The organism is Geodermatophilus sp. URMC 62 (genome assembly GCF_052931475.1).
Genome location: NZ_JBRFHY010000001.1, coordinates 955418 through 977277 on the forward strand (window position 1 = coordinate 955418; position 21860 = coordinate 977277).

Annotated in this window: 20 protein-coding genes; 4 read left to right on the top strand and 16 right to left on the bottom strand. The window is 75.4% G+C overall.

From position 1 onward, the window contains the following. Positions 1 to 25: 25 nt before the first annotated feature. Both ACU616_RS04490 and ACU616_RS04495 read right to left on the bottom strand, forming a co-directional pair. A complete protein-coding gene (locus tag ACU616_RS04490; protein ID WP_446757294.1) occupies positions 26 to 1663 on the bottom strand; it encodes an ABC transporter ATP-binding protein in 1638 nt (545 codons plus the stop codon). A 242-nt stretch (positions 1664 to 1905) separates the two neighbouring features. After that, a complete protein-coding gene (locus ACU616_RS04495; RefSeq protein ID WP_446757295.1) occupies positions 1906 to 2964 on the bottom strand; it encodes a BMP family lipoprotein in 1059 nt (352 codons plus the stop codon). Between the two features lie 190 nt (positions 2965 to 3154). Here ACU616_RS04495 and ACU616_RS04500 point away from each other — a divergent pair, with 190 nt between their 5' ends. Continuing rightward, positions 3155 to 4633, top strand: a complete 1479-nt coding sequence (locus ACU616_RS04500) for a D-alanyl-D-alanine carboxypeptidase family protein (RefSeq protein ID WP_446757296.1) — start codon at positions 3155 to 3157, stop codon at positions 4631 to 4633. Here ACU616_RS04500 and ACU616_RS04505 read toward each other — a convergent pair. The 4 genes from ACU616_RS04505 to hisC form a co-directional block, all read right to left on the bottom strand. Further along, the gene (locus ACU616_RS04505; protein ID WP_446757297.1) at positions 4515 to 5639 is read right to left on the bottom strand and encodes a YihY/virulence factor BrkB family protein; all 1125 of its coding nucleotides are present in this window, start codon (positions 5637 to 5639) and stop codon (positions 4515 to 4517) included. The genes ACU616_RS04500 and ACU616_RS04505 overlap by 119 nt on opposite strands. A gap of 92 nt (positions 5640 to 5731) precedes the next feature. Next, on the bottom strand, positions 5732 to 6304 hold the full coding sequence (locus ACU616_RS04510; protein WP_446757298.1) for a 2'-5' RNA ligase family protein: 573 nt from the start codon (positions 6302 to 6304) through the stop codon (positions 5732 to 5734). Further along, positions 6301 to 7323 carry a tryptophan--tRNA ligase gene (gene trpS, locus ACU616_RS04515; RefSeq protein WP_446757299.1) on the bottom strand — a complete coding sequence of 341 codons (1023 nt, stop codon included), beginning with the start codon at positions 7321 to 7323 and terminating at the stop codon, positions 6301 to 6303. Before trpS ends, ACU616_RS04510 begins: the two co-directional genes overlap by 4 nt. Positions 7324 to 7338: 15 nt before the next feature. Further along, a complete protein-coding gene (gene hisC, locus ACU616_RS04520; protein ID WP_446757300.1) occupies positions 7339 to 8460 on the bottom strand; it encodes a histidinol-phosphate transaminase in 1122 nt (373 codons plus the stop codon). Positions 8461 to 8503: 43 nt separating this feature from the next. On the opposite strand from hisC, the gene galE reads away from it, so the two are divergent. Next, positions 8504 to 9460, top strand: coding sequence for a UDP-glucose 4-epimerase GalE (gene galE, locus ACU616_RS04525; protein ID WP_446757301.1), 957 nt, complete (start codon positions 8504 to 8506; stop codon positions 9458 to 9460). A 63-nt stretch (positions 9461 to 9523) separates the two neighbouring features. Here galE and ACU616_RS04530 read toward each other — a convergent pair whose 3' ends face one another. Further along, on the bottom strand, positions 9524 to 10840 hold the full coding sequence (locus tag ACU616_RS04530; RefSeq protein WP_446757302.1) for a hemolysin family protein: 1317 nt from the start codon (positions 10838 to 10840) through the stop codon (positions 9524 to 9526). 1020 nt (positions 10841 to 11860) lie between these two features. Between ACU616_RS04530 and ACU616_RS04535 the strand changes: the two genes are divergently transcribed. Continuing rightward, positions 11861 to 12217, top strand: coding sequence for a CAP domain-containing protein (locus ACU616_RS04535; protein WP_446757303.1), 357 nt, complete (start codon positions 11861 to 11863; stop codon positions 12215 to 12217). Positions 12218 to 12219: 2 nt separating this feature from the next. Here ACU616_RS04535 and ACU616_RS04540 read toward each other — a convergent pair whose 3' ends face one another. From ACU616_RS04540 to ACU616_RS04560, 5 genes are all read right to left on the bottom strand, one after another. Beyond that, complete coding sequence (locus tag ACU616_RS04540; RefSeq protein ID WP_446757304.1) at positions 12220 to 13098, bottom strand: DUF559 domain-containing protein; 879 nt, start codon at positions 13096 to 13098, stop codon at positions 12220 to 12222. A gap of 188 nt (positions 13099 to 13286) precedes the next feature. Beyond that, positions 13287 to 14510, bottom strand: coding sequence for an NADP-dependent isocitrate dehydrogenase (locus ACU616_RS04545; protein ID WP_446757305.1), 1224 nt, complete (start codon positions 14508 to 14510; stop codon positions 13287 to 13289). Positions 14511 to 14563: 53 nt separating this feature from the next. Further along, the gene (gene mdh, locus ACU616_RS04550; protein ID WP_446757306.1) at positions 14564 to 15517 is read right to left on the bottom strand and encodes a malate dehydrogenase; all 954 of its coding nucleotides are present in this window, start codon (positions 15515 to 15517) and stop codon (positions 14564 to 14566) included. A gap of 53 nt (positions 15518 to 15570) precedes the next feature. Further along, a complete protein-coding gene (locus ACU616_RS04555) occupies positions 15571 to 15870 on the bottom strand; it encodes a DUF3017 domain-containing protein (RefSeq protein WP_446757307.1) in 300 nt (99 codons plus the stop codon). Further along, positions 15870 to 16739 (bottom strand): bifunctional methylenetetrahydrofolate dehydrogenase/methenyltetrahydrofolate cyclohydrolase, encoded by an 870-nt coding sequence (locus ACU616_RS04560; protein ID WP_446757308.1) that lies wholly within the window; start codon positions 16737 to 16739, stop codon positions 15870 to 15872. The genes ACU616_RS04555 and ACU616_RS04560 overlap by 1 nt, the downstream gene beginning before the upstream one ends. Before the next feature lie 123 nt (positions 16740 to 16862). Here ACU616_RS04560 and ACU616_RS04565 point away from each other — a divergent pair, with 123 nt between their 5' ends. Continuing rightward, a complete protein-coding gene (locus ACU616_RS04565) occupies positions 16863 to 17492 on the top strand; it encodes a hypothetical protein (protein ID WP_446757309.1) in 630 nt (209 codons plus the stop codon). A gap of 95 nt (positions 17493 to 17587) precedes the next feature. On the opposite strand, the gene ACU616_RS04570 is transcribed toward ACU616_RS04565, so the two are convergent. From ACU616_RS04570 to ACU616_RS04585, 4 genes are all read right to left on the bottom strand, one after another. After that, on the bottom strand, positions 17588 to 18223 hold the full coding sequence (locus tag ACU616_RS04570) for a pentapeptide repeat-containing protein (protein ID WP_446757310.1): 636 nt from the start codon (positions 18221 to 18223) through the stop codon (positions 17588 to 17590). Further along, positions 18223 to 19797 carry a bifunctional phosphoribosylaminoimidazolecarboxamide formyltransferase/IMP cyclohydrolase gene (gene purH / locus ACU616_RS04575; protein WP_446757311.1) on the bottom strand — a complete coding sequence of 525 codons (1575 nt, stop codon included), beginning with the start codon at positions 19795 to 19797 and terminating at the stop codon, positions 18223 to 18225. Before purH ends, ACU616_RS04570 begins: the two co-directional genes overlap by 1 nt. Next, complete coding sequence (gene purN / locus ACU616_RS04580) at positions 19794 to 20402, bottom strand: phosphoribosylglycinamide formyltransferase (RefSeq protein ID WP_446757312.1); 609 nt, start codon at positions 20400 to 20402, stop codon at positions 19794 to 19796. Before purN ends, purH begins: the two co-directional genes overlap by 4 nt. Before the next feature lie 137 nt (positions 20403 to 20539). Next, positions 20540 to 21736 (bottom strand): cell division protein PerM, encoded by a 1197-nt coding sequence (locus tag ACU616_RS04585; RefSeq protein WP_446757313.1) that lies wholly within the window; start codon positions 21734 to 21736, stop codon positions 20540 to 20542. Between the last annotated feature and the right edge of the window lie 124 nt (positions 21737 to 21860).

Sequence of the window (21860 nt, forward strand, 5' to 3'; positions counted from 1 at the left end):
CCCATCGGTGCCCTCGCGAGCTCGGTCACTGCGCACCCGCCGTCGTCCGGGCGCCGGTCATGTGGCCGCCGAGCTCCTCGGGGGTCACCGCCGACGGGTCGAGGGTGGCCACCAGCCGGCCGCGCAGCATGACGTGCAGGGTGTCCGACAGGCCGATGAGCTCGTCGAGGTCGGCCGAGACCAGCAGGATGCCCATCCCCTCCGCGCGGGCGTCCTCGAGCAGCCGCCAGATGGCTCCCTGCGCGCCGACGTCGACGCCGCGGGTGGGGTGCGCGGCCAGCAGCAGCCGCGGCCGCGCGCTCATCTCCCGGCCGACGATCAGCTTCTGCTGGTTGCCGCCGGACAGCGCGACGGCGAGCGTGTCCGGCCCGGGGGCGCGGACGTCGTACTCGCGCATGATCCGCTCGGTGTCGGCGCGGGCGCCGCGGCGGTCGATGAAGGGCCCCTTGACCGCCGGGGGGCGGGTCTGGTGGCCGAGGATGCGGTTCTCCCACAGCGGCGCGTCGAGCAGCATGCCCTGGCGGTGCCGGTCCTCGGGGATGAAGCCCAGGCCGGCCTCGCGGCGGGCCCGGGTGCTCCACGCGGTGATGTCGTCGTCGCCGAGCAGCACGGTGCCGGCGGCCAGCGGGCGCAGCCCCATGACGGCGTCGACGAGCTCGGCCTGGCCGTTGCCCTCGACGCCGGCGATGCCGACGACCTCGCCCTCGCGGACGGTGAGGCTGACGTCGTCGACCGGCGGGCGGCCGGTGGGTGCGGCCACGGTGACCTCGCGCAGCTGCAGCACCGGCGTCTCGCGGACCGTCGAGGTGCGGATCTCCGGCGAGGGCAGCGCGCTGCCGACCATCATCTCGGCGAGCTGGCGGGCCGTCGTCGTCCTCGGGTCGGCGGTGCCGACGGTGGTGCCGCGGCGGATGACGGTGATCGCGTCGGCGACCTTCCGCACCTCGTCGAGCTTGTGGGAGATGAACACGACCGTCAGGCCCTCGCGCTTGAGCTCGGCGAGGTTGCCGAACAGCTCGTCGACCTCCTGCGGGACGAGGACGGCGGTCGGCTCGTCGAGGATGAGGATGCGGGCGTCGCGGTAGAGCACCTTGGCGATCTCGACCCGCTGCCGGTCGCCGACGCCGAGGTCCTCCACCAGGTCGTCGGGGCGCAGGCCCAGGCCGTAGCGCTCGGAGATCTCGGTGATCCGGCGGCGGGCGGTCGCGCGGTCGAGCCGGCCGCCCCGGGTCGGCTCGCTGCCCAGGACGACGTTCTCCAGGACGGTGAAGTTGTCGGCCAGCATGAAGTGCTGATGCACCATGCCGATGCCGGCGGCGATCGCGTCGGCCGGGCTGCGGAAGGACACCTCGCGGCCGTCGAGCAGGATCTGGCCCTCGTCGGGGCGGTGCTCGCCGTAGAGGGTCTTCATCAGCGTCGACTTGCCGGCGCCGTTCTCGCCCACGATGGCGTGCACCTCGCCGCGGCGGACGCGCAGCTCGATGTCGCGGTTGGCGACGACGCCGGGGAAGCGCTTGGTGATGCCGCGCAGCTCGACGGCCAGGGGCGCGGTCCTGCCCCCGGCACCGTCCGCGCCGCCGTCCTCGGCCGGGCCGGGCGGCGCACCGCCGGCCGGGCTGCCGGGTGCGGGCGTCCCCGCCGTGGGCGTCCCTGGTGTGGCCATGGTGGGCCCTTCCCTGTCCTCGCGTCCCGCGGGTGCGCGGGCTCGCGTCCACTGTGGTGCACCGGGGTCGCGGGATCGACCGCACCCGGTGCCGTGCGCCGGTGCCGGACGGCGCGTCGGCATCCTCCCCGACAGCGAGGACGCGCGCGGACCCGCCCGGTGACGGCAGCGGGCCCGGGGGTGCTGCTGCTCCCCCGGGCCCGCGGTGGTGCCCGATCGGCCAGCCGGGTGGCCGGCGGGTGTCACGGGGTGGTCGGGACCTCGATCTCGCCGTCGATGATCTGCTGGCGGTAGTCGTCGAGCTGGTCCTGGATGTCGTCGATCTGCCCGCCGGAGGTGGCCAGGCCGACGCCGTCGGCCGCCAGGTCGTAGCGGATGTCGGTGCCGCCCTCGACGCTGCCGTCGACGTAGGAGTCGATGAACGAGGACACGGCGGTGTCGACCCGCTTGAGCATCGAGGTCATGATCACGGCCTGCAGCCGCGGGTCGTCGACGGTCTGGTACTGGTCGGAGTCGACGCCGATGGCGCGCCCGCCGGCGTCGGCGGCCGCCTCGAACACGCCCTGACCCGAGCCGCCCGCCGCGTGGTAGACGATGTCGGCGCCGGCCTCGTACATGCCCTGGGCGACCAGCTTGCCGCGGGCCGGGTCGCTGAAGCCGGAGAAGTCCCCGGCCGGCGAGATGTACTGCCGGTCGATGACGATCTGCGGGTTTACCGCCTGAGCACCGGCCACGTAGCCGGCCTCGAACTTCTGGATCAGCGGGCTCTCCACGCCGCCGACGAAGCCGATGTGGCCGGTCTCGGACTTCAGTGCCGCCGCGACGCCGGCGAGGAAGGACCCCTGCTCCTCGGCGAAGACCAGGCCGGTCAGGTTGTCGGCGCCGACGTCCTCCGCGGAGGAGTCGATGATCGCGAAGGTGGTGTCGGGGTACTGCTCGACGACGTCGCCGATGACCTCGCCGTAGGCGAAGCCGACCGCGATGATCGGGTCGTAGCCGTCGTCGGCCAGCTGGGTCAGCAGGTCGGCGCGGTTGGAGGCGTCGGCGTTCGGGGTGAGGTCCTGGTACTCGCCGCCGTGCTCGTCGACGGCGGCCTCGAGGCCGACGATCGCGGCGTCGTTGAAGGAGCGGTCACCGCGGCCGCCGGTGTCGAAGGCCAGGCCGATGCGCGGCCCGCCGCTCTCGTCCCCGCTGCCGCCGCTCCCGCTGCCGCTGCCGGACTCGTCGCTGGCACAGGCGGCCAGGGCCATGCTGCCGGCCAGCAGCAGCGCCGCGACCTTTCTCTTCCGCGCTCGGCGCAAGACGCTCTCCTCTCTGGGGGGAGCCACCCGCGCCAACGGTGGGGGTGCCTCCCGTGGGGTCCTGGTCCGTCGCGTCTGGGCTGCACCCGGACGCGGCCGGGGGCGCCGGACACGCCGACTCGGGCACGCTATCCGCGGACGGCAGCCGCGCCGCCACCCGTGCGGTGGACCGAGATGGGATCGTTGCGAAGTGGCTGCCCGCCGAGCCCCGGGCCACCGTCGACGCCTCCGGGCGGCCGGGCCGGTGCCCTGCCCGGCCGGCGTCCGGCCCGCGCGGTGGGGACCGGGGACGCGGTGGTCGCTGCTGCCCGCGGTCCTCCTGGCCGTCCTGCTCACCCTGGCGCCCTGGCCCGCCGCGGCCACGCCCCGGTCTGCGTTCGCACCCCCGCCGACGGCCGCACCCCGGCCGGCGGTGGCCCCGTCGGCCGCGCCCCGGCCGGCGGTGGCCCCGTCGCTGCCGGACGCCCGCCCCACCGTCGACCCCGCCGCGCCGACGCCCACCGCGCCCCTGCCGGGCGGACCGCCGCAGGGCCACGGCCCGGGCGGGGTCACCGTCGGCGGGGAGGGGCTCGACACCCGCGGCACGGTCGTCGTCGACGGCGCACCGCCGCTGCCCGACGGCGTCGTCGCCCCCGGCTGGCTGGTCGCCGACGTCACCAGCGGGGAGGTCCTCGCCGCCCGCGACCCGCACGGCCGCTACCACCCGGCCAGCACGCTCAAGACGCTGACGCTGCTCACGCTGGTGCACCGGCTCGACCCCGCGCTGGTCGTGGAGGGCACCGTCGAGGACGAGGCGCTGGAGGGCACCCGGGTCGGCATCGTCGCCGGCGGCCGCTACCCCGTGGCGCTGCTGTTCGAGGCGCTGGTGCTCCAGTCGGGCAACGACGCGGCCAACGCGCTGGCCCGGGCGGCGGGCGGGGCGGCGGCGACGGTCCAGGCGATGAACGCGACGGCGCTGGAGCTCGGCGCCTTCGACACGGTGGCGGGGACGCCGTCGGGGCTCGACGTCGCCGGGCAGTCCTCCTCGCCCTACGACCTGGCCCTGGTGTTCCGCGAGCTGGTCGCCGACCCCGTCACGGCCGCCGTCCTCACCACGCCCACCGCGCGGATGCCCGCCGTCGAGGGGCGCTCGGCCGGCTTCGAGATCCAGAACGAGAACCCGCTGGCCGGTTACCCCGGCGGGCTCGGCGGCAAGACCGGTTTCACCGACGCCGCGCGGCACACCTACGTCACCGCCGCCGAGCGCGGCGGGCGGCGGCTGGTGGTCAGCGTCATGGGCACCGAGAAGCGCCCGCTGCGCGCTGCGGACCAGGCCGCGCGGCTGCTCGACTGGGGCTTCGCCGTCCCCGCCGGGCTGGGTGGGGTGGGCACGCTGGTGCACTCGGCGTCCGACGTCCCCGCGCCGGAGCCGGCCGTCTCCGCGACGCCGGCGCCCGCCGGCCCCGCGCCGGTGGCCGCCGGCGCGCCCTCCCCGGCCGCCGACGACCGCCCCCACCGGCTCCCGGCGGTCGGGCTCGGGGCGGCCGCCGTCGCGGTCGTCGTCGCGACGCTCATCGGCCGCCGGCGGGCGGTGCGCCGGACGGCACCGGCTCCTCCTCGTCCTCCTCCAGCTCGACGGCGGGGACCGCCGGCGCCAGGGACGGGAGGGTCGCCGTCCACGCGGCCGTGAAGAAGGCGAAGCGGACCACCAGGTTGATCCACACCAGCGTGCCGACCGCCCCGCCGAACGCGGAGGAGGTGACGTTGCCCGAGATCAGCGACAGGTAGAGGCTGCCCAGCAGCTTCATGACCTCGAACCCGGCGGCCCCGAGCAGCGCTCCGGGGAGCAGCAGCCGCAGCGGGTGCGACGTCGAGGGCACCACGCGCAGCAGCCACAGGAAGACCACGACGTCGCCGGCGAAGGCCAGCCCGAGGCCCAGCGCGCCGGTCAGCAGCGCGAGGCCGGGGGCGTCCTGGATGCCGAGCAGCGAGAGCACCCACGACGTGGCCCGGGTCGCGAAGCCGGTCAGTCCGATGCTCGCCAGGCCCACCGCACCGAAGGCCACCAGCGCGACGAGGTCGGCCAGGTTGTCCCGCCAGAACTCCGGCTCGTCGACCTGCCCCTTCCAGGTCTGCTCCATGCCGATGCGCAGCTTGTCCATGGCCCGCAGCCCGGCGTAGAGGAACCCCGCCGCGCCGAGCAGGGTGGTGATCCCGGCCGCGCCCACCGCCGAGCGCAGCTCCCCGACGATGGTGCGGCCGGTGGAGCCGGGGAACGCCTCCCGGACGGCGGAGAACAGCTCCTGCTGCAGCAGCGCGTCGCTCGACAGCACCAGCGCCAGGACCGAGGCGACCAGCAGCAGGACGGGGAACAGGCCCAGGAAGACGAAGTAGGTGACGCCGGCGGCCAGGAGGTCGCCCTGCGTCCGGGTGTAGCGGCCGCCGGCGCGGGCCAGGTGGTCGAACCACCGGCGACGCCGGCGCTGCGACTCGACGACGGCCGTGATCCGGCCGCCGACCACGGCGACCCGTTCCCACGGCCGGCGCAGGGCGGTGCTGCCACGGGCGGCGGTGCGGACGGCGGCGGTGCGGACGGCGGCGCCGCCCACGGTCGCGGTGCGGACCGCCGCGGTGCGCACGCTGCCCCCGCGGGGGGTGCCGTCCGTCCGCGGCCCGCCGTCCCGAGGTGCACCCATCCCGGCCAGTCTGGGCCCTGGGCCACCCGGCCGCTCCGCGGCTCCGTCCCGGGCGCCGCCGGGAGCCCGCGAGGCGTCCGCCCGGGGGTCCCTCAGCGGTGCGGGGGGCCGGTGAGCGGGTACTCGCGCGCGACGGTCCAGACGCCGGCCGGCGTCTGCTCGTACTCGGTGAAGGACGAGACGCGGAACTCGGCGGCGAGGTCGCCCAGGCCGGTGTAGGCCAGCTCGAGCATGTCGCGCGGGACGTCGTGGGCGACGGTCACGTGCGGGTGGTAGGGGAAGGACAGGGTGCGGGCCAGCGGTCCGGACCGGACGTCGGAGGCCAGCAGCTCGCAGTTGCCGATGCCCTTGGCGACGGCGACGAAGACGACGTCGGAGACCGGGGCGAACGTGCCGGTGCCCGACAGGTGCATCTCGAAGGGCGGGTGCCCGTCGGCGACGCTCGCGAGGTGCTCGCTGATGGCCGCGCGCTCGCTGCGGGGCACCTCGGTGGGCGGCAGCAGGGTGACGTGCGGGGGGACGAGCGTCGCCTGGGCGTCGCCGACCTTGACCCGCCAGTCGACCAGCAGCTGCGCCCACGGCTCCGGGACCGGCACCAGCACACCGACGACGCAGGTCTCCGGCAGCGCCGTGCGGCTGCGCCCGACGAAGGTGTCGTCGTTCACGCGCCCGCTCCCGCCGGGGGCAGGAACCCGGCCCGCTCGTAGGCCGCGCGGACGGTCGGGGCGGCGACCTCGCGGGCGCGGGCCGCGCCGGCGGCCAGCAGCCGCTCGAGCTCGGCGCGGTCGTCGAGCAGCTCCTGCGTGCGGGCGCGCACCGGCGTCACGAAGTCGGTCACGACCTCGGCGAGCTCCTTCTTCAGGTCGCCGTAGCCGCGCCCGGCGAAGTGCTCCTCGAGCTCCGGCACCGACCGTCCCGACAGCGCGCTGTGGATGGCCAGCAGGTTGGTGACCCCCGGCTTGCCCTCCGGGTCGGCGACGACCTCCCGGCCGGTGTCGGTGACCGCCGAGCGGATCTTCTTCGCCGTGACCTTCGGGTCGTCGAGCAGGAACACGCACCCGGCCGGCGGCAGGCTCTTGCTCATCTTCTTCTCGGGCGACTGCAGGTCCATGACCCGCGACCCGCCCTGCGGGATGAGACCCTCGGGGACCGGGAAGGTGTCGCCGAAGCGGCCGTTGAAGCGGATCGCCAGGTCGCGGGTGAGCTCCAGGTGCTGGCGCTGGTCGTCACCGACCGGCACCTGGGTGGCCCGGTAGACGAGGATGTCGGCGGCCATCAGCACCGGGTAGGTGAACAGCCCGACCGAGGAGCCGGCGGTGCCCTCGCGCTGGCTCTTGTCCTTGAACTGCGTCATCCGGCTGGCCTCGCCGAAGCGGGCCAGGCACTCCAGCACCCAGGACAGCTGGACGTGCTCGGGGACGTGGCTCTGCACGAACAGCGTGCTGCGCCCGGGGTCGACGCCGAGGGCGAGCAGCTGGGCGGCGGCGGTGAGGGTGTTGCGCCGCAGCTCCTCGGGCTCCCAGTCCATCGTGATCGCGTGCAGGTCGACGACGCAGTAGAACGCCTCGGCCGTCTCCTGCAGCGCGACCCACTGCCGCAGCGCACCGAGGTAGTTGCCGAGGTGGAAGGAACCCGCCGTCGGCTGGATGCCGGAGAGGACACGGGGAGGAGCCACGACGGCCATCAAACCAGCCGCGGCTCAGGCGACCGGCGCACCGGTGCCGACGGTGTCGAGGACGGCGTCCAGCGCGGCCAGGAACAGGTCGTCCTCCTCGGGGGTCCCGACCGTCACCCGGATCCCGTCACCGGCGAAGGGCCGGGTGATGACGCCGCGCGACTCCAGCGCCGCGGCCACCCCGGCGGTCGGCTCCCCCAGCGGCAGCCACACGAAGTTCGCCTGGCTGTCGGGGACCTCCAGGCCGCGCTCGCGCAGGGCGGCGGTCAGCCGGTCGCGCTCGGCGACGACGGCGGCCACCCGGCGGGCGACCTCGTCGGCGCTGCCGAGCGCGGCGACCGCGGCGGCCTGGGCGAGGCTCGAGACGCTGAACGGCACGTGCGTGCGGCGGACGGCGTCGGCGATCGCGGGGTCCTCCGCGACCAGGTAGCCGACCCGCAGCCCGGCCAGCCCCCACGCCTTGGAGAACGTGCGCAGCACCGCGACGTTGGACCGCCCCCGCACGAGCTCGAGCCCGTCGGGGACGTCGGGGTCGGCGACGAACTCGCGGTAGGCCTCGTCGAGGACGACCAGCGCGGTCTCGGGCACCCGGTCGAGGAAGCGCTCGAGCGCGGCCCGGCGCACCGCCGTCCCGGTGGGGTTGTTGGGGTTGCAGACGAAGACCAGCCGCGTGCTCTCGTCGACCGCGTCGGCCAGCGCATCGAGGTCGTGCGTGTCGGGCGAGCCGCCGGGGGTGCCGGGCACCAGCGGGACCTGGGTGCTGCGGGCCCCGGCGACCTGGGCCAGCAGGGGGTACATCTCGAAGGAGCGCCAGGCGAAGGCGATCGTCGTCCCCGGGTCGTTGAACGCCTGGGCGAGCTGCTGGCACAGCATCACCGCGCCGCAGCCGGGCACCACCTGTTCCGGCGCCACGCCGTAGTGGGCGGCCAGCGCGGCGGTCAGCACGGCCGCGCCGTTGTCGGGGTAGCGGTGGGTCTCCCCCGCCGTGGCCGACAGCGCCTGCACGACCGCCGGCAGCGGCGGGAAGGCCACCTCGTTGCTGGCGAGCTTGACCGCGCGCTCGACGCCGAGCTCGCGCGCCAGGTCGGCGGGGTTGCGCCCCGGTTTGTAGGCCGGCAGCGCCTGCACGGCCGGACGTGCGCTCACCACGGACAGGTCCTCCCGGACGACGGCTCCTAGGGTGGCCCCCATGCGAGTTCTCGTCGCCGGTGGGGCCGGCTACATCGGCAGCGTAGTCACCGCCGCCCTCCTCGAGGGCGGCCACGAGGTCACCGTGCTCGACGACCTGTCGACCGGGCACGCCGACGCGGTGCCGGAGGGAGCCCGGTTCGTGCAGGCCGCGCTGCAGGAGTCGGCGCCGGTGCTGGCCGACGTCCGGCCCGAGGCGGTGCTGCACTTCGCGGCCAAGAGCCTGGTCGGCGAGTCGCAGGTGAAGCCGGAGATCTACTGGGAGCACAACGTCGGCGGGTCGCTGGCGCTGCTCGAGGCGATGCGGGCGGTCGACTGCCGGCGGATCGTCTTCTCCTCCACCGCGGCCACCTACGGCGAGCCGGAGCAGGTGCCGATCCGCGAGGACGCGCCGACGCGGCCGACCAACACCTACGGCGCCACCAAGCTCGCCGTCGACGCGATGCTGACCTCCTACGCCACCGCCTACGACTTCGCCGCCGTCAGCCTGCGGTACTTCAACGTCGCGGGCGCCGCGCACGGCCTGGGCGAGCGGCACACCACCGAGACCCACCTCATCCCGATCGCGCTGCAGGTCGCCGCCGGCACGCGCGAGGCGATGACCGTCTACGGCGAGGACTACCCGACCCCCGACGGCACCTGCATCCGCGACTACATCCACGTCTCCGATCTCGCCGACGCGCACCTGCTGGCGCTGACCGCCCCGGAGCCCGGCGAGCACCGCATCTACAACCTGGGCAACGGCACCGGCTTCTCGGTGCAGGAGGTCGTCGACGCCGTCCGCGAGGTGACCGGGCACCCGGTGCCGGTGGAGGTCGGCGCCCGGCGGGCCGGCGACCCGGCGCAGCTGGTGGCCGCCAGCGACCGGATCCGGGCCGACCTGGGCTGGACGCCGCGGCACACCGACCTCGCCGGGATCGTCCGCGACGCCTGGGACGTCGCCCAGCAGCGCGTGTGACCGGCCTCCCTGCAGGGTCCCGCCGCGAGCGTGCGAGTGGCGGGGGGCAGGGAGGCCCTTCCGCTAGGCCTCGGTGGTCTCGCTGGCCGGCGCGGGGTCGGGGGCGCGGGTGACCGAGAGGCGGGCGATCCGCCGTCCGTCGAGCTCGAGCACGGTGAGCGTGCGCCCCTCGGCCTGCACCGCGTCGCCGACGTCGGGCAGCCGGCCGAGCTCGGCGAGCACGTACCCGGCGACGGTCTCGTAGGGCCCCTCGGGCAGCCGCAGGCCGGTGACCTCGGCGAAGTCGTCGAGGTTGAGCAGCCCGTCGACCTCCTGCGGCCCGCCGGGCTCCTCCGCGCCCTCGGGGACGACCTCGGCGTCGTACTCGTCGTAGATCTCCCCGATGACCTCCTCGATGAGGTCCTCGAGGGTGACGATGCCGTCGGTGCCGCCGTACTCGTCGACGACGACCGCGAGGTGCTGGTTCTCGCGGCGCATCTCCGACAGCGCGGTGAGCACGCCGGCGGTGCCGGGCAGCCGCTTGACCTCGCGGGCCAGGTCGCCGACCGTCGCCGCGCGGCCGGCCGGGTGGCCGGGCAGCAGCAGGTCGCGCACGTGCACGAAGCCGACGACGTCGTCCTGGTCGCGGCCGGTGACCGGGTAGCGCGACCGGCCCGACTCCGCGACCTGCCGCGCCGCGCGGCTGACCGTCGTCGAGGCGTCGAGGAACTCCACCTCGGTGCGCGGCGTCATGACCTCGCGCACCTCGCGGTCGCCGGCCCGGAAGACCTCGTCGATGAGCCGGCGCTCGTCGCTGCTCAGCGACTCGTGCGCGGCGACGAGGTCGCGCAGCTCCTCCTGGCTGATCGCCTCGCCGCTGGCCCGGGGATCGCCGCCGAGGAGCCGGACCAGGACGTTGGTCGACGCCGACAGCAGCCAGATCACCGGCCGGGACAGCGCGGCGATCGCGTCGAGCGGGCGGGCCACGAGCAGCGAGAAGCCCTCGGCGCGCTGCAGGGCCAGCCGCTTGGGCGTCAGCTCCCCCACCACCAGCGACACGTAGCTGATCGCGATCGTGACCAGGACGAGCGCCAGCGGGTCGGCCACGCCCTCCCCCACACCCCGCCGCACCAGCCAGTCGCTCAGCGGCTCGGCCAGCGTGCTGGCACCGAACGCGGCCGACAGGAAGCCGGCGAGGGTCACGCCCACCTGGACGGCGGCGAGGAAGCGGTTGGGGTCGCCGAGCAGGCGGCCCAGCGCCCGGCCGCGGCGGCCGCGCTCCGACAGCGCCCGGACCTGCGCCTCCCGCAGCGAGACCAGCGCGATCTCCGCTCCGGCGAAGACGCCGCCGACCAGCACGAAGACGACGACCATGACGATGTCCAGCCAGACGTCGCTCACCGGCGGGGCGCTCCTCGGTGCTCGGGGGGATGGCGTCTCGGGGGTCGTGGCCGAGGTCCATGCTGCCGGGGCGGCCGGGCGGAGCCCACACCGGCGTCCGCGCCACGTCCGTTCGTGACGTCGGTCACACCACCCTGCCGAAGAGCGGTTGGCTACGGCTAGTCTTCACTAAGTCACACGTAGTGACATGTCGACTCCCGTGAGGTCCCCCGTGCACCACCGCCGGCCTTCCCCGCCGCCGTCCGCCCGTACCCGCGGCTTCCTCGCCCGGCTGATCGGCCTGCCGCGGTTCCTCCTCGCGCGGCGTGGCGCCCTGCCGGCGCTGCTCGTGGCGCTCGTCGTGGCCGGGATCGCCCTGCTCGCCCCGCTGCTCGCCGCGGGCCGTGGCGGCCTGACGACGGCCGAGTCCGCCGCGACGGGCTCCACGCACACCACGGACGGCGGGTTCGCCCGGCGTACCGGCGTCGTGGAGATGGGGGTGGACGGCGAGCCGTCCGCGCCGCGGACGACGGCCAGGTCCGGTGCTCGGGGGACGTCGTCGGGGCCGGCGTCCGCCCGGGCGTCCTCGGCCGGGACGTCCCGCGCCGGCGGGTCCTCCACAGGGGCGGGTCCGTCGGCCGCGGGGTCGTCCTCGGGGGATCCGGCCGCGGCCGGTCCGCCGGCGACCGGGACCTCCGTCGCCGACGGATCGCCCGAGGCGTCGTCCGCGGCGGGGACCTCGGCGAGCGGCGCCCCGTCGTCCGGGAGCTCGTCGTCCGGGAGCTCGTCGTCCGGGGGCTCGTCGTCCGGGGGCTCGTCGTCCGGGAGCTCGTCGGCCGAGGACGCGACGGCCGGCGCCCCCTCCGCCGGGCCTCGTCGGCGGGCCCTGCGGCTGCGGGATCGGGGACGTCGTCCCCCCAGACCCCGTCCGGGGCCGCCACCTCACCGTCCGCCACCTCATCGTCGGCGTCCGCCACCCCACCGTCCGCGACGAGCAGGTCCCTCCCGGCGGCCGCCGCTCCGGCCGGTGCGGAGGCCACGGTGCTGACGCTGGTCAACCAGGCCCGCGCCGACGCCGGGTGCGGGGCGCTGACCGCCGATCCGGCCCTCGCCGCGGTGGCGCGCGCCCACAGCGCCGACATGCGCGACCGCGGGTACTTCTCGCACACCACCCCGGAGGGCCTGTCGCCGTTCGACCGGGCCCGGGCCGCCGGGATCGGCTACGCACGGGCCGAGAACATCGCCCAGGGGCAGCCCGACGCCGCCGCCGTCATGCGGGCCTGGATGGACAGCCCCGGCCACCGGGCCAACATCCTCGACTGCTCGCTCACGAAGCTCGGCGTCGGCGTCGCGGAGGGGTCCGGCGGCCCCTGGTGGACCCAGCTCTTCGGCGCCTGACCTCAGCCTGCGAGCGCCTCGGCGACCCGAGCGACCACCGCGTCCGGGTCGCGCAGGTCGGCCGCGGTCACGAACACCACGCGCCAGCCCGCGGCGGTCAGTCGGTTGAGCCTGCGCCTGTCCCGCGTCAACTGACCGGGCTGCCCGTGCCAGGCGCCGTCGTACTCGACGGCCACCCTGACCTGAGGGAAGGCGAGGTCGACCCGCGCGACGAAGCCACCGGCTCGGTCGCGAACCGTGAACTGCGGCACGGCAGTCAAACCGGCCAGCGCGAGCAGCACGCGCACCCGCGACTCGGGCAGGGACTCGGCGCGCGGGTCGGCCAGCTCCACGGCACGTCTCGCTCGCTGGGCCCCGCGCCGTGAGGGGAGGCAGATCAACGCCTCCCGGAGCCCGGAACGGTCGACGACGCCGCGCGCGAGGAGGACGTCGAGGGCCGCCACCGCCTCCGTGAGCGACTCCGTCCGGGCGATGTCGAGCGCCGTCCGCGTCCCCGTGGTGCACGGACGGCGCCGCACCTGGACGACGTCCGAGGCCGGGAGCAGCGTCCGGCGGACCCGCAGTCCGGTGACCGGGCCGAAACGCACGCCGGTGGGCACCGCGACCTCCACCGGGCTCCTCGCATCCATGAGCTCGGTGGCGCCGTGCAGGTGGGCCGCCGTCCGGCCGCTGAAGGCCGCAGCGGACGGGATGACCAGGCACGCGCCGCTGATGCGGAGGTCGGGACCGTCGGGCAGCTCCGCGTCGGCGTACACACCGCGGTAGAGCCGGCGCCAGGCACTGCTGCGCAGGGCTGACGGGGACAGGAGACCGGCAGCGACGACGTCCCGTGCACGGAAGACGCGCCCGCGCAGGACGTCGGGACGCCGGGGCCGGGGCACCGGACGAGCCTGCCGTGATCCGGCAGTGCCGCGCTCCCGCCGTCCACAGGACGCGCAGGTGCGGGGAACCTGTCGCTGGCACGCCGCCGCAGACGACGACTTCCCCGCAGTTGCGCGGGGAATCCACCCGAGACGCAGCGCGGCCCCCTCACCCGGAGGTGAGGGGGCCACGGTGACGGCCTCAGGTCTCAGGCCATGGCCTTCTGCAGGTTGCTGTCGATGGCCGCCAGGAAGTCCTGGGTGGTCAGCCACGGCTGGTCCTTGCTGATCAGCAGCGCGAGGTCCTTGGTCATCTGGCCGCCCTCGACGGTGTCGATGCAGACCTTCTCCAGGGTCTCGGCGAACTGGGTGACCTCGGGGGTGCCGTCCAGCTTGCCGCGGTGGGCCAGGCCCCGGGTCCAGGCGAAGATCGACGCGATCGGGTTGGTCGAGGTCTCCTTGCCCTGCTGGTGCTGCCGGTAGTGCCGGGTCACCGTGCCGTGGGCGGCCTCGGCCTCGACCGTGCGGCCGTCGGGGCTCATGAGCACCGAGGTCATCAGGCCCAGCGAGCCGAAGCCCTGCGCCACGGTGTCGGACTGCACGTCGCCGTCGTAGTTCTTGCAGGCCCAGACGTAGCCGCCCTCCCACTTGAGGGACGCGGCGACCATGTCGTCGATGAGGCGGTGCTCGTAGGTGATCCCGGCCTTGTCGAACTGGTCCTCGAACTCGGCCTCGAAGACCTCGGCGAACAGGTCCTTGAACCGGCCGTCGTAGGCCTTGAGGATCGTGTTCTTCGTCGAGAGGTAGACCGGGTACCCGCGCTGCAGGCCGTAGTTCATCGAGGCGCGGGCGAAGTCGCGGATCGAGTCGTCGAGGTTGTACATCGCCATCGCGACGCCACCGCCGGGCGACTGGAACACCTCGTGCTCGATCGGCGCGGAGCCGTCGGCCGGCTGGAAGCTGATCGTCAGCGTCCCCTCGCCGGGGAACTTGAAGTCGGTGGCGCGGTACTGGTCACCGAAGGCGTGACGGCCGACGACGATCGGCTTGGTCCAGCCCGGCACCAGCCGCGGCACGTTCTGCATGATGATCGGCTCGCGGAAGATGACGCCGCCGAGGATGTTGCGGATCGTCCCGTTCGGGGAGCGCCACATCTTCTTCAGGCCGAACTCCTCGACCCGCGCCTCGTCGGGCGTGATCGTCGCGCACTTGACGCCGACGCCGTGCTGCTTGATGGCGTTGGCGGAGTCGATCGTGACCTGGTCGTCGGTGGCGTCGCGGTGCTCGATGCCCAGGTCGTAGTACTCCAGGTTGACGTCGAGGTACGGCAGGATCAGCTGGTCCTTGATGAACTGCCAGATGATCCGGGTCATCTCGTCGCCGTCCAGTTCGACGACGGTGCCCTCGACCTTGATCTTGCTCACGTCAGACATTCCCTCTCCACAGCTCCGGCCCCTCGGGCCGGAAGTCGGTCACAGGTCGGCCGTCACAGGTCGGCCACGTCGGACTGCTTGGCCCGCACGGCCTCGGCCGCCTCGCGCAGGCCGGACAGCTCGCTCTCGGACAGGTCTCCCTCGACCACCCGGCGCACCCCCTCGCGCCCGATCTCGGCCTCCACGCCGAGGTAGACGCCGGAGATGCCGTACTCGCCGTCGACCCACGCGCACACGGGCATCACGGCCCCGGAGTCCTCGATGACGGCCCGGGCCATGCGGGCCGCGGCCGCCGACGGCGCGTAGTACGCCGACCCGGTCTTGAGCAGCGCGACCACCTCCGCCCCGCCGTTGCGCGTGCGGTCCACGAGGTGCTCGATGCGGTCGGCGGCGAGCACGTCGGCCAGCGGCTTGCCGTCGACGGTGCAGCGCGAGGGCACCGGCACCATCGTGTCGCCGTGCGAACCCAGCGTGAGGGTCTGCACCGAGGACACCGGGACGCCGAGCTCCTCGGCGACGTTGTTGGTGAAGCGCGCGGTGTCGAGCATGCCGGCCTGGCCCATCACCCGGTTCTTCGGGAAGCCGGTGGCCAGCTGCGCCAGCGCGGTCATCTCGTCGAGCGGGTTGGACACGACGATGACGACGGCGTCCGGCGAGCTCTGCGCGACGTTCTCGGCGACCTGGCGGACGATCTTGGCGTTGGTCTCGATGAGGTCCATGCGGCTCATGCCGGGCTTGCGGGGCAGGCCGGCCGTGATCACCACGACGTCGGACCCCTCGGTGCCCTCGTAGGAGCCGCCGCCGACCCCGACGACGCGCGTCTCGAAGCCCTCGATCGGCCGGGACTGGTTCATGTCGAGGGCCAGGCCCTCGGGTTTGCCCTCGACGATGTCGGTGAGCACGACGGTCTCGAAGACGTCGTACTCCGCGAGGCGGAGTGCGGTGGTCGAGCCGTAGAAACCGGCACCGACGACGGTGACCTTGCCGTTCCGGGACTGCTCTGCCATGGCCGTCAACCTAGCGCCGTGGGCCGGACGCCGCGCTCCGCGGTCCGTGGCACTCAGTCCCCCGGCACGGCGAGCGTCAGGGCCGACAGCAGGACCCCCGTCCCGGCCAGCAGGACCACGTCGACCGGGCGGCTGCGGACGGCGAGGAAACCCACCCGCCGCACCGGCAGCACCAGCCGCAGCACCCCGGCCCCGACGAGCGCGAGGCCCATCACGAGCAGCCCGCGCCGCCAGTGCTCCAGCGCGACCATCGCCAGGCCCACCGCAACGGCCACGAGCACCGCCAGCAGCGGCAGCTGACGCAGCAGCCCGGCCAGGAACGGCCGGCGGGTGTAGAGCGGCGGGCGGCTCATCAGGCCGTGAGCGCCTCGACCCCGGCGGCCCGCTCGGCGGCCAGGACGACGTTCTGCAGCAGCATCGCCCGGGTCATCGGCCCGACCCCGCCCGGGTTGGGCGCCACGTGCCCGGCCACCCCGACCACGTCCTTGGCGACGTCCCCGGCGATCTTCCCGTCCACCCGGCTGACGCCGACGTCGAGCACCGCCGCGCCCGGCTTGACGACGTCGGCGCCGATCAGGCCGGGCACCCCGGCTGCGGCGACCACGACGTCGGCGGCGCGGACGTGCGCGGTCAGGTCGCGGGTGCCGGTGTGGCACAGCGTCACGGTGGCGTTCTCGGAGCGCCGGGTGAGCAGCAGCCCGAGCGGCCGGCCGACGGTGATCCCCCGGCCGACGACGACCACCTCGGCGCCGGCCACCGGGACGCCGTAGCGGCGCAGCAGCTCGACGATGCCCACCGGCGTGCACGGCAGCGGCCCGTCGACGCCGAGGACCAGCCGGCCGAGGTTGACCGGGTGCAGGCCGTCGGCGTCCTTGGCCGGGTCCATCGCCTCGAGGACGGCGTACTCGTCGACCTGCCGCGGCAGCGGCAGCTGGACGATGTAGCCGGTGCAGGCCGGGTCGGCGTTGAGCTCCTCGACGACGGCGAGGACGTCGGCGAGCGTGGCCGTGTCCGGCAGCTCACGCTGGATGCTGGCGATGCCGACCTGCGCGCAGTCGGAGTGCTTGGCGTTGACGTACCAGCGGCTGCCCGGGTCGTCGCCGACCAGCAGCGTGCCCAGGCCGGGCCGGTGCCCGGCCGCGGTCAGGGCCGAGACCCGTGCGGTCAGCTCCTGGCGGATGGTCGCTGCGGTCGCCTTGCCGTCGAGGATCGTCGCGGGCACCCGGACAGTGTGCCGGAGGCGTCCCCGGGGCAGGTCCGACGGTCCTACCCTCGCAGGCAGGACCCGCAGATCCCGCACCGCCGACCTGCACTGCCGACCTGCACTGCCGACCCAGGAGAGCAGATGACCGAGCGCGACCCATCCACCCGCCAGGTCGGTCCCGGGCAGCCGGCCGAGGACTGGCGGGAGCAGACCACGCCGGGCATCCCCGCCGTCGGTGGCGCTCCGGCGGTGGCCCCCGGCGCGCACGGAGCCACCCCACCGTGGAGCGGCGCCCCCACGGCACCGGGCTACTCCGCCAGGCCGGTGCCCGTGCGCCGTCCCGCCTCGCTGGCCGGGCTGCTGCTCATCCTGGCCGGGATCGCCGCCGCGGTCAGCCTGGCGCTCCGCTGGCTGCGGGAGCCCGGCAACATCGGCTGGGACCTGGTCACCCGCGGCTTCGACGAGCTCGGCGGCGGGTTCAGCGACCTGGTCGACTCCGGGTTCTGGCAGCCGCTCGCCGTCGTCCTCGGCGGCGGTGTGCTCCTCGTGCTGGGCCTGCTGCTGTGGCTGCCGGCGCGCACCCACCGGTTCCTCGGCGTGCTCGCGCTCTTCGTCAGCCTGCTGGCACTGGCCGCCGTGCTCGTGCCCTTCGCCTCGGCGGACTGGGACCCGGGCGCGTTCTCCCTCGGCTTCTGGTTCGCCTGCGCCGTCGGCGCCCTCGGCCTGCTCGGCGCCCTCACGGCCATGCTCGCCGGCCCCCGGTACCGCTGACGCGACGACGTCGCGATCCTCCGGATCGCACCGCGGCCACGTGCCGTCCCCGACGGCGTCGAGCCCTGCCACGACGTCCCCGCGGGGCGGCTCACCTATCCCTCGACCAGGGCTCCGTACGACGTCGCGACCTGGACGGCCTGCGCGAGGTCGAGGCGGACGCCGGTGAGCTCGAGGGCGCGCCACGGCAGCGCCTCCGTGGCGGCGCCGCGCAGGTCGCTGCCGCGCAGCTTCGTGCCGACCTGCATGCGCGCACGGTCGAGGTCGGCGCCGGTGAGGTCGCACTCGCGCAGGTCGGCGTCGGTGAGGTCTGCCTCGCGGAAGCGCTGACCGGACAGGTCGCTGCCCGAGAGGTCCACGCCGCGCAGGGAGGTCCAGCTCCAGTCCGAGTCCGTCGTCGTCAGCGGCCGCAGCACCGCGCCGGGGAACTGCGAGCCGGTCAGCTTGCAGCCCTCCCAGACGGCGTCGAACAGCCGCGCGCGGTCGAAGCGGCAGGACAGGAACGCCGTCCCCCGGTGCCGCGAGCCGCTCATCCGCACGCCGGTGAGGACGCAGGAGTCGAACACGCAGCGCCGGGTGACCAGCTCGGTGAGGTCGGCGTCGTCGAAGCGGCAACGGGTGAACGTGACCCCCTCGAGCTCCGCGCCCCACCAGTCGACGCGGGCGAGGTCGGCGCCAGTGACCTCCGCGCCGGCCTGCGGCGGCCGGACGTGCGGCTTCGACCCCGGCATCAGTGGGCGAAGTGGCGGGTCCCGGTGAGGTAGAGCGGGACGCCGGCCGCCCGCGCCGCCTCGACGACCTCCTCGTCGCGCACCGACCCACCGGGCTGCACCACCGCGCGGACCCCGGCGTCGAGCAGCACCTGCAGACCGTCGGCGAAGGGGAAGAACGCGTCCGAGGCGGCCACGGACCCCGCGGCCCGCTCCCCCGCCCGCGTGACCGCCAGCCGGGCGGCGTCCACGCGGTTGACCTGGCCCATGCCGACGCCGACGGTCGCCTTGTCGTGCGCCAGCAGGATCGCGTTGCTGCGCACCGCGCGGACGCTGCGCCAGGCGAACACCAGGTCGTCGAGGCCGGCGGCGTCCAGCGGCTCCCCGCACGCCAGGGTCCAGGTGGTGGGGTCGTCGCCGGGGGCGTCGATGCGGTCGGCGCGCTGCAGCAGCAGCCCGCCGCCGACCGGGCGCTGCTCGACCGCGGGCCGGTCGGCCTCGGGCAGCCGCAGCAGCCGGATGTTCTTCTTCGCCGTCAGCACCTCGACGGCGTCCTCGGTGAACGACGGCGCGACGACGACCTCGGTGAACACGCCGGCCACCTGCTCGGCCATGGCGAGGTCGACCTCGCGGTTGGCCGCGATCACGCCCCCGAAGGCCGAGACGGGGTCGCAGGCGTGGGCCTTGCGGTGCGCGGCGGCGATGTCGGTGCCGACGGCGATCCCGCACGGGTTGGCGTGCTTGATGATCGCCACGCACGGGTCGGTGTGGTCGTGCGCGGCCCGCCAGGCGGCGTCGGTGTCGACGTAGTTGTTGTAGGACATCTGCTTGCCGTGCAGCTGCTCGGCGTGCGCCAGCCCGGGCTGCCCGCTGCGGTAGAGCGCCGCCTGCTGGTGCGGGTTCTCGCCGTAGCGCAGCACGTCGGCGCGTTCCCAGGACGCGCCCACCCAGGCCGGGAAGCCGGTCTCGTCGTCGGGCGCGAGGACGCTGCCCATCCAGGAGGCGACGGCGATGTCGTAAGTGGCGGTGTGCCGGAACGCGGCCACGGCCAGCCGCTGCCGCTGGGCCAGGGTGAAGCCCCCGCCGGCGACCGCGGCGAGCACGTCGCCGTAGCGGGCGGGGTCGACGACGACGGCCACCGACGGGTGGTTCTTCGCCGCTGCGCGCACCATCGCCGGTCCGCCGATGTCGATCTGTTCGACGCACTCGTCCGGCGTCGCGCCCGAGGCCACCGTCTCGGTGAACGGGTAGAGGTTGACCACCACCAGGTCGAAGGCGGCCACGCCCAGCTCGTCGAGCTGCTGCACGTGCTCGGGCCGGCGGCGGTCGGCGAGGATGCCGGCGTGCACCGCCGGGTGCAGCGTCTTCACCCGGCCGTCGAGGCACTCGGGGAAGCCGGTGACCTGCTCGACGGGCGTGACCGGGACGCCGGCGTCGGCGATCCGGCGGGCCGTGGCCCCGGTGCTGACCAGCTCGACGCCGGCGTCGGCCAGGCCACGGGCGAGTTCCTCGACACCGGTCTTGTCGTAGACGCCGAGCAGCGCGCGGCGCACGGGCGTGCGGACCTCGGCCCCGGCGGGCGTGGTCTCGGTCATCGGGGGCTCTCCTCCGTCGTCCCGGTGACGAGTCGCGCCACCGTCTCCACCAGGAGCGTGCGCTCCACGGCCTTGATCCGTTCGTGCAGGCGGCCCTCGTCGTCGCCGGGGAGGACGGGGACCTCGCGCTGGGCCAGCACCGGGCCGGTGTCGACGCCGGCATCGACCAGGTGCACCGTGCTGCCGGTGACCTCGGTGCCCGCGGCGAGCGCGTCGCGGACGGCGTGCGCGCCCGGGAAGGCCGGCAGCAGCGCGGGGTGGGTGTTGACCAGCCGGCCCTCGTAGCGGTCGAGCACGGCCGGCCCGACGATCCTCATGAACCCCGCCGAGACGACGAGGTCGGGGCGGTGCTCGGCGATCGCGTCGGCCAGCGCGCGGTCCCAGGCGGCCCGGTCGGGGAAGTCGCGCAGGCGGCAGGTGGCGGTGGGCAGGCCACGGCGGCGGGCGTGCTCGAGGCCGGGGGCGTCCCGGTCGCTGAGGACGGCCACGACGTCGGCCGGGTAGCCGGGGTCGTCGGTGGCCTCCAGCAGCGCGGCGCACAGCGACCCGGTGCCCGACAGCAGGACGACGACCCGCGCCCGCGGGGATCGTCCGGGGTCGGGCACGCCGCCGACCCTATAAGGACCCCTTCGGCCCCCACCGTTGAAGGACCCCGTCCCCCTCACCGTTCGCAGGCTCACGGCGAGCCTCTGGACGGGGCCGGCGCGGGATCCTGCAGAGGACCGGGAGGGCCGGGACTCTCTCAGCCGAGGGACCGCCAGCGGCTGACCGCGGCCGCGACCGCGGCGGCGACACCGGCCTGGGCGGCGACGAACAGCGCGGTGGCCACCGGCGGCGCCCCGACGTCGGCGAGGGCGCCGTCGCCGAGCGAGCCGCCGGCCACGGCGACGACCACACCGGCCGCCAGGCCGAGCAGTCCCCCGGTGAGGACGCCCCACAGGCCGGCGACCACGGACCCGCCGCCGTCGTCGGTCAGGCGCCGGCCCAGCGTCGTGCCGGCGACCAGGCCCGCGAGCGCGGGCACCGCCTGGGAGCCGAAGGCCAGCAGCGGCACCGCCTGGGTGTCGGGCAGCGCGGCCAGCAGCGGCAGGGCCGGCACCGGGCCGAGGCTGATCCCGTGCACCGACACGACAGTCGCGGTGCCCACGGAGAACCCCGGGCCGGCGGCGACGCCGAGCGCCGCGGCGGCGGCGTTGGGCAGGAGCAGCGCGCCGAGGGCGAGCAGGCCGACCGCGCCGGCGCCCGAGCCGCCGAGGGAGCGCGCGACGGCGGCGTAGCCCGCGGCGTCGGCGGCCAGCGCGACGGCGACCACCGCGGCGCCGAGCCCGAGCGCGGTCAGCAGCCCGGCGAGCACGGCGGGCAGCACCGCCCGGACCGCGCCGGGCAGCCGGTCGAGGACGGCGTCGAGCGGGCCGCTCTCGCGCAGCACGCCCCACCCGGCGGCGGCCACGGCGAGGACGGCCGGACCCGCCGCGCAGCGCAGCAGGTCGGTGCGGGCACCCGGCCCGTCGACGGCGAGCGCGAGCAGCACCGCGAGGAGGGTGTGGACGGCGACCACGGTCCCGGCCACGCCCGCGGCCGCCCGCCCGCCCACGGGGTCGACCGCCCGGACCACGCCCCGGACGGCGCGGCACAGCCCCCACGCGACGGCGAGGGTGAGCAGCAGCGGGGCGAGCACGAGCGGCCCCGACGGCAGCACCAGCGCCCCGCCCTGGGCGAGCAGCCACAGCTGCCCGGCCACCCGGGCCGAGCCGCCGACCGGCAGCCCGCCCGACGGGTCGAGGGTCTGTACCACGACGACCGCCAGACCGAGACCGACCAGCCCCAGCAGCGACACCGCGAGCGTCGCGGCCGCGGCGAGGGCGACCGGGTACCAGGGCCGCCGGGCGTCCGGGTCGCGCTGCCCGGGGAGGGGCAGGCGGGTGAGCAGGGAGACCACGTCCCCACTCTCGCAAGACCTGCCGCCGGACGGGTGCCGCACGCGCCGGACGGCGGCCCGGCGCCCGCTCCGACGGCGCTCCGGACGACGGCGCGGACCGGGCTCAGCCGGACGCGGGTGCGAT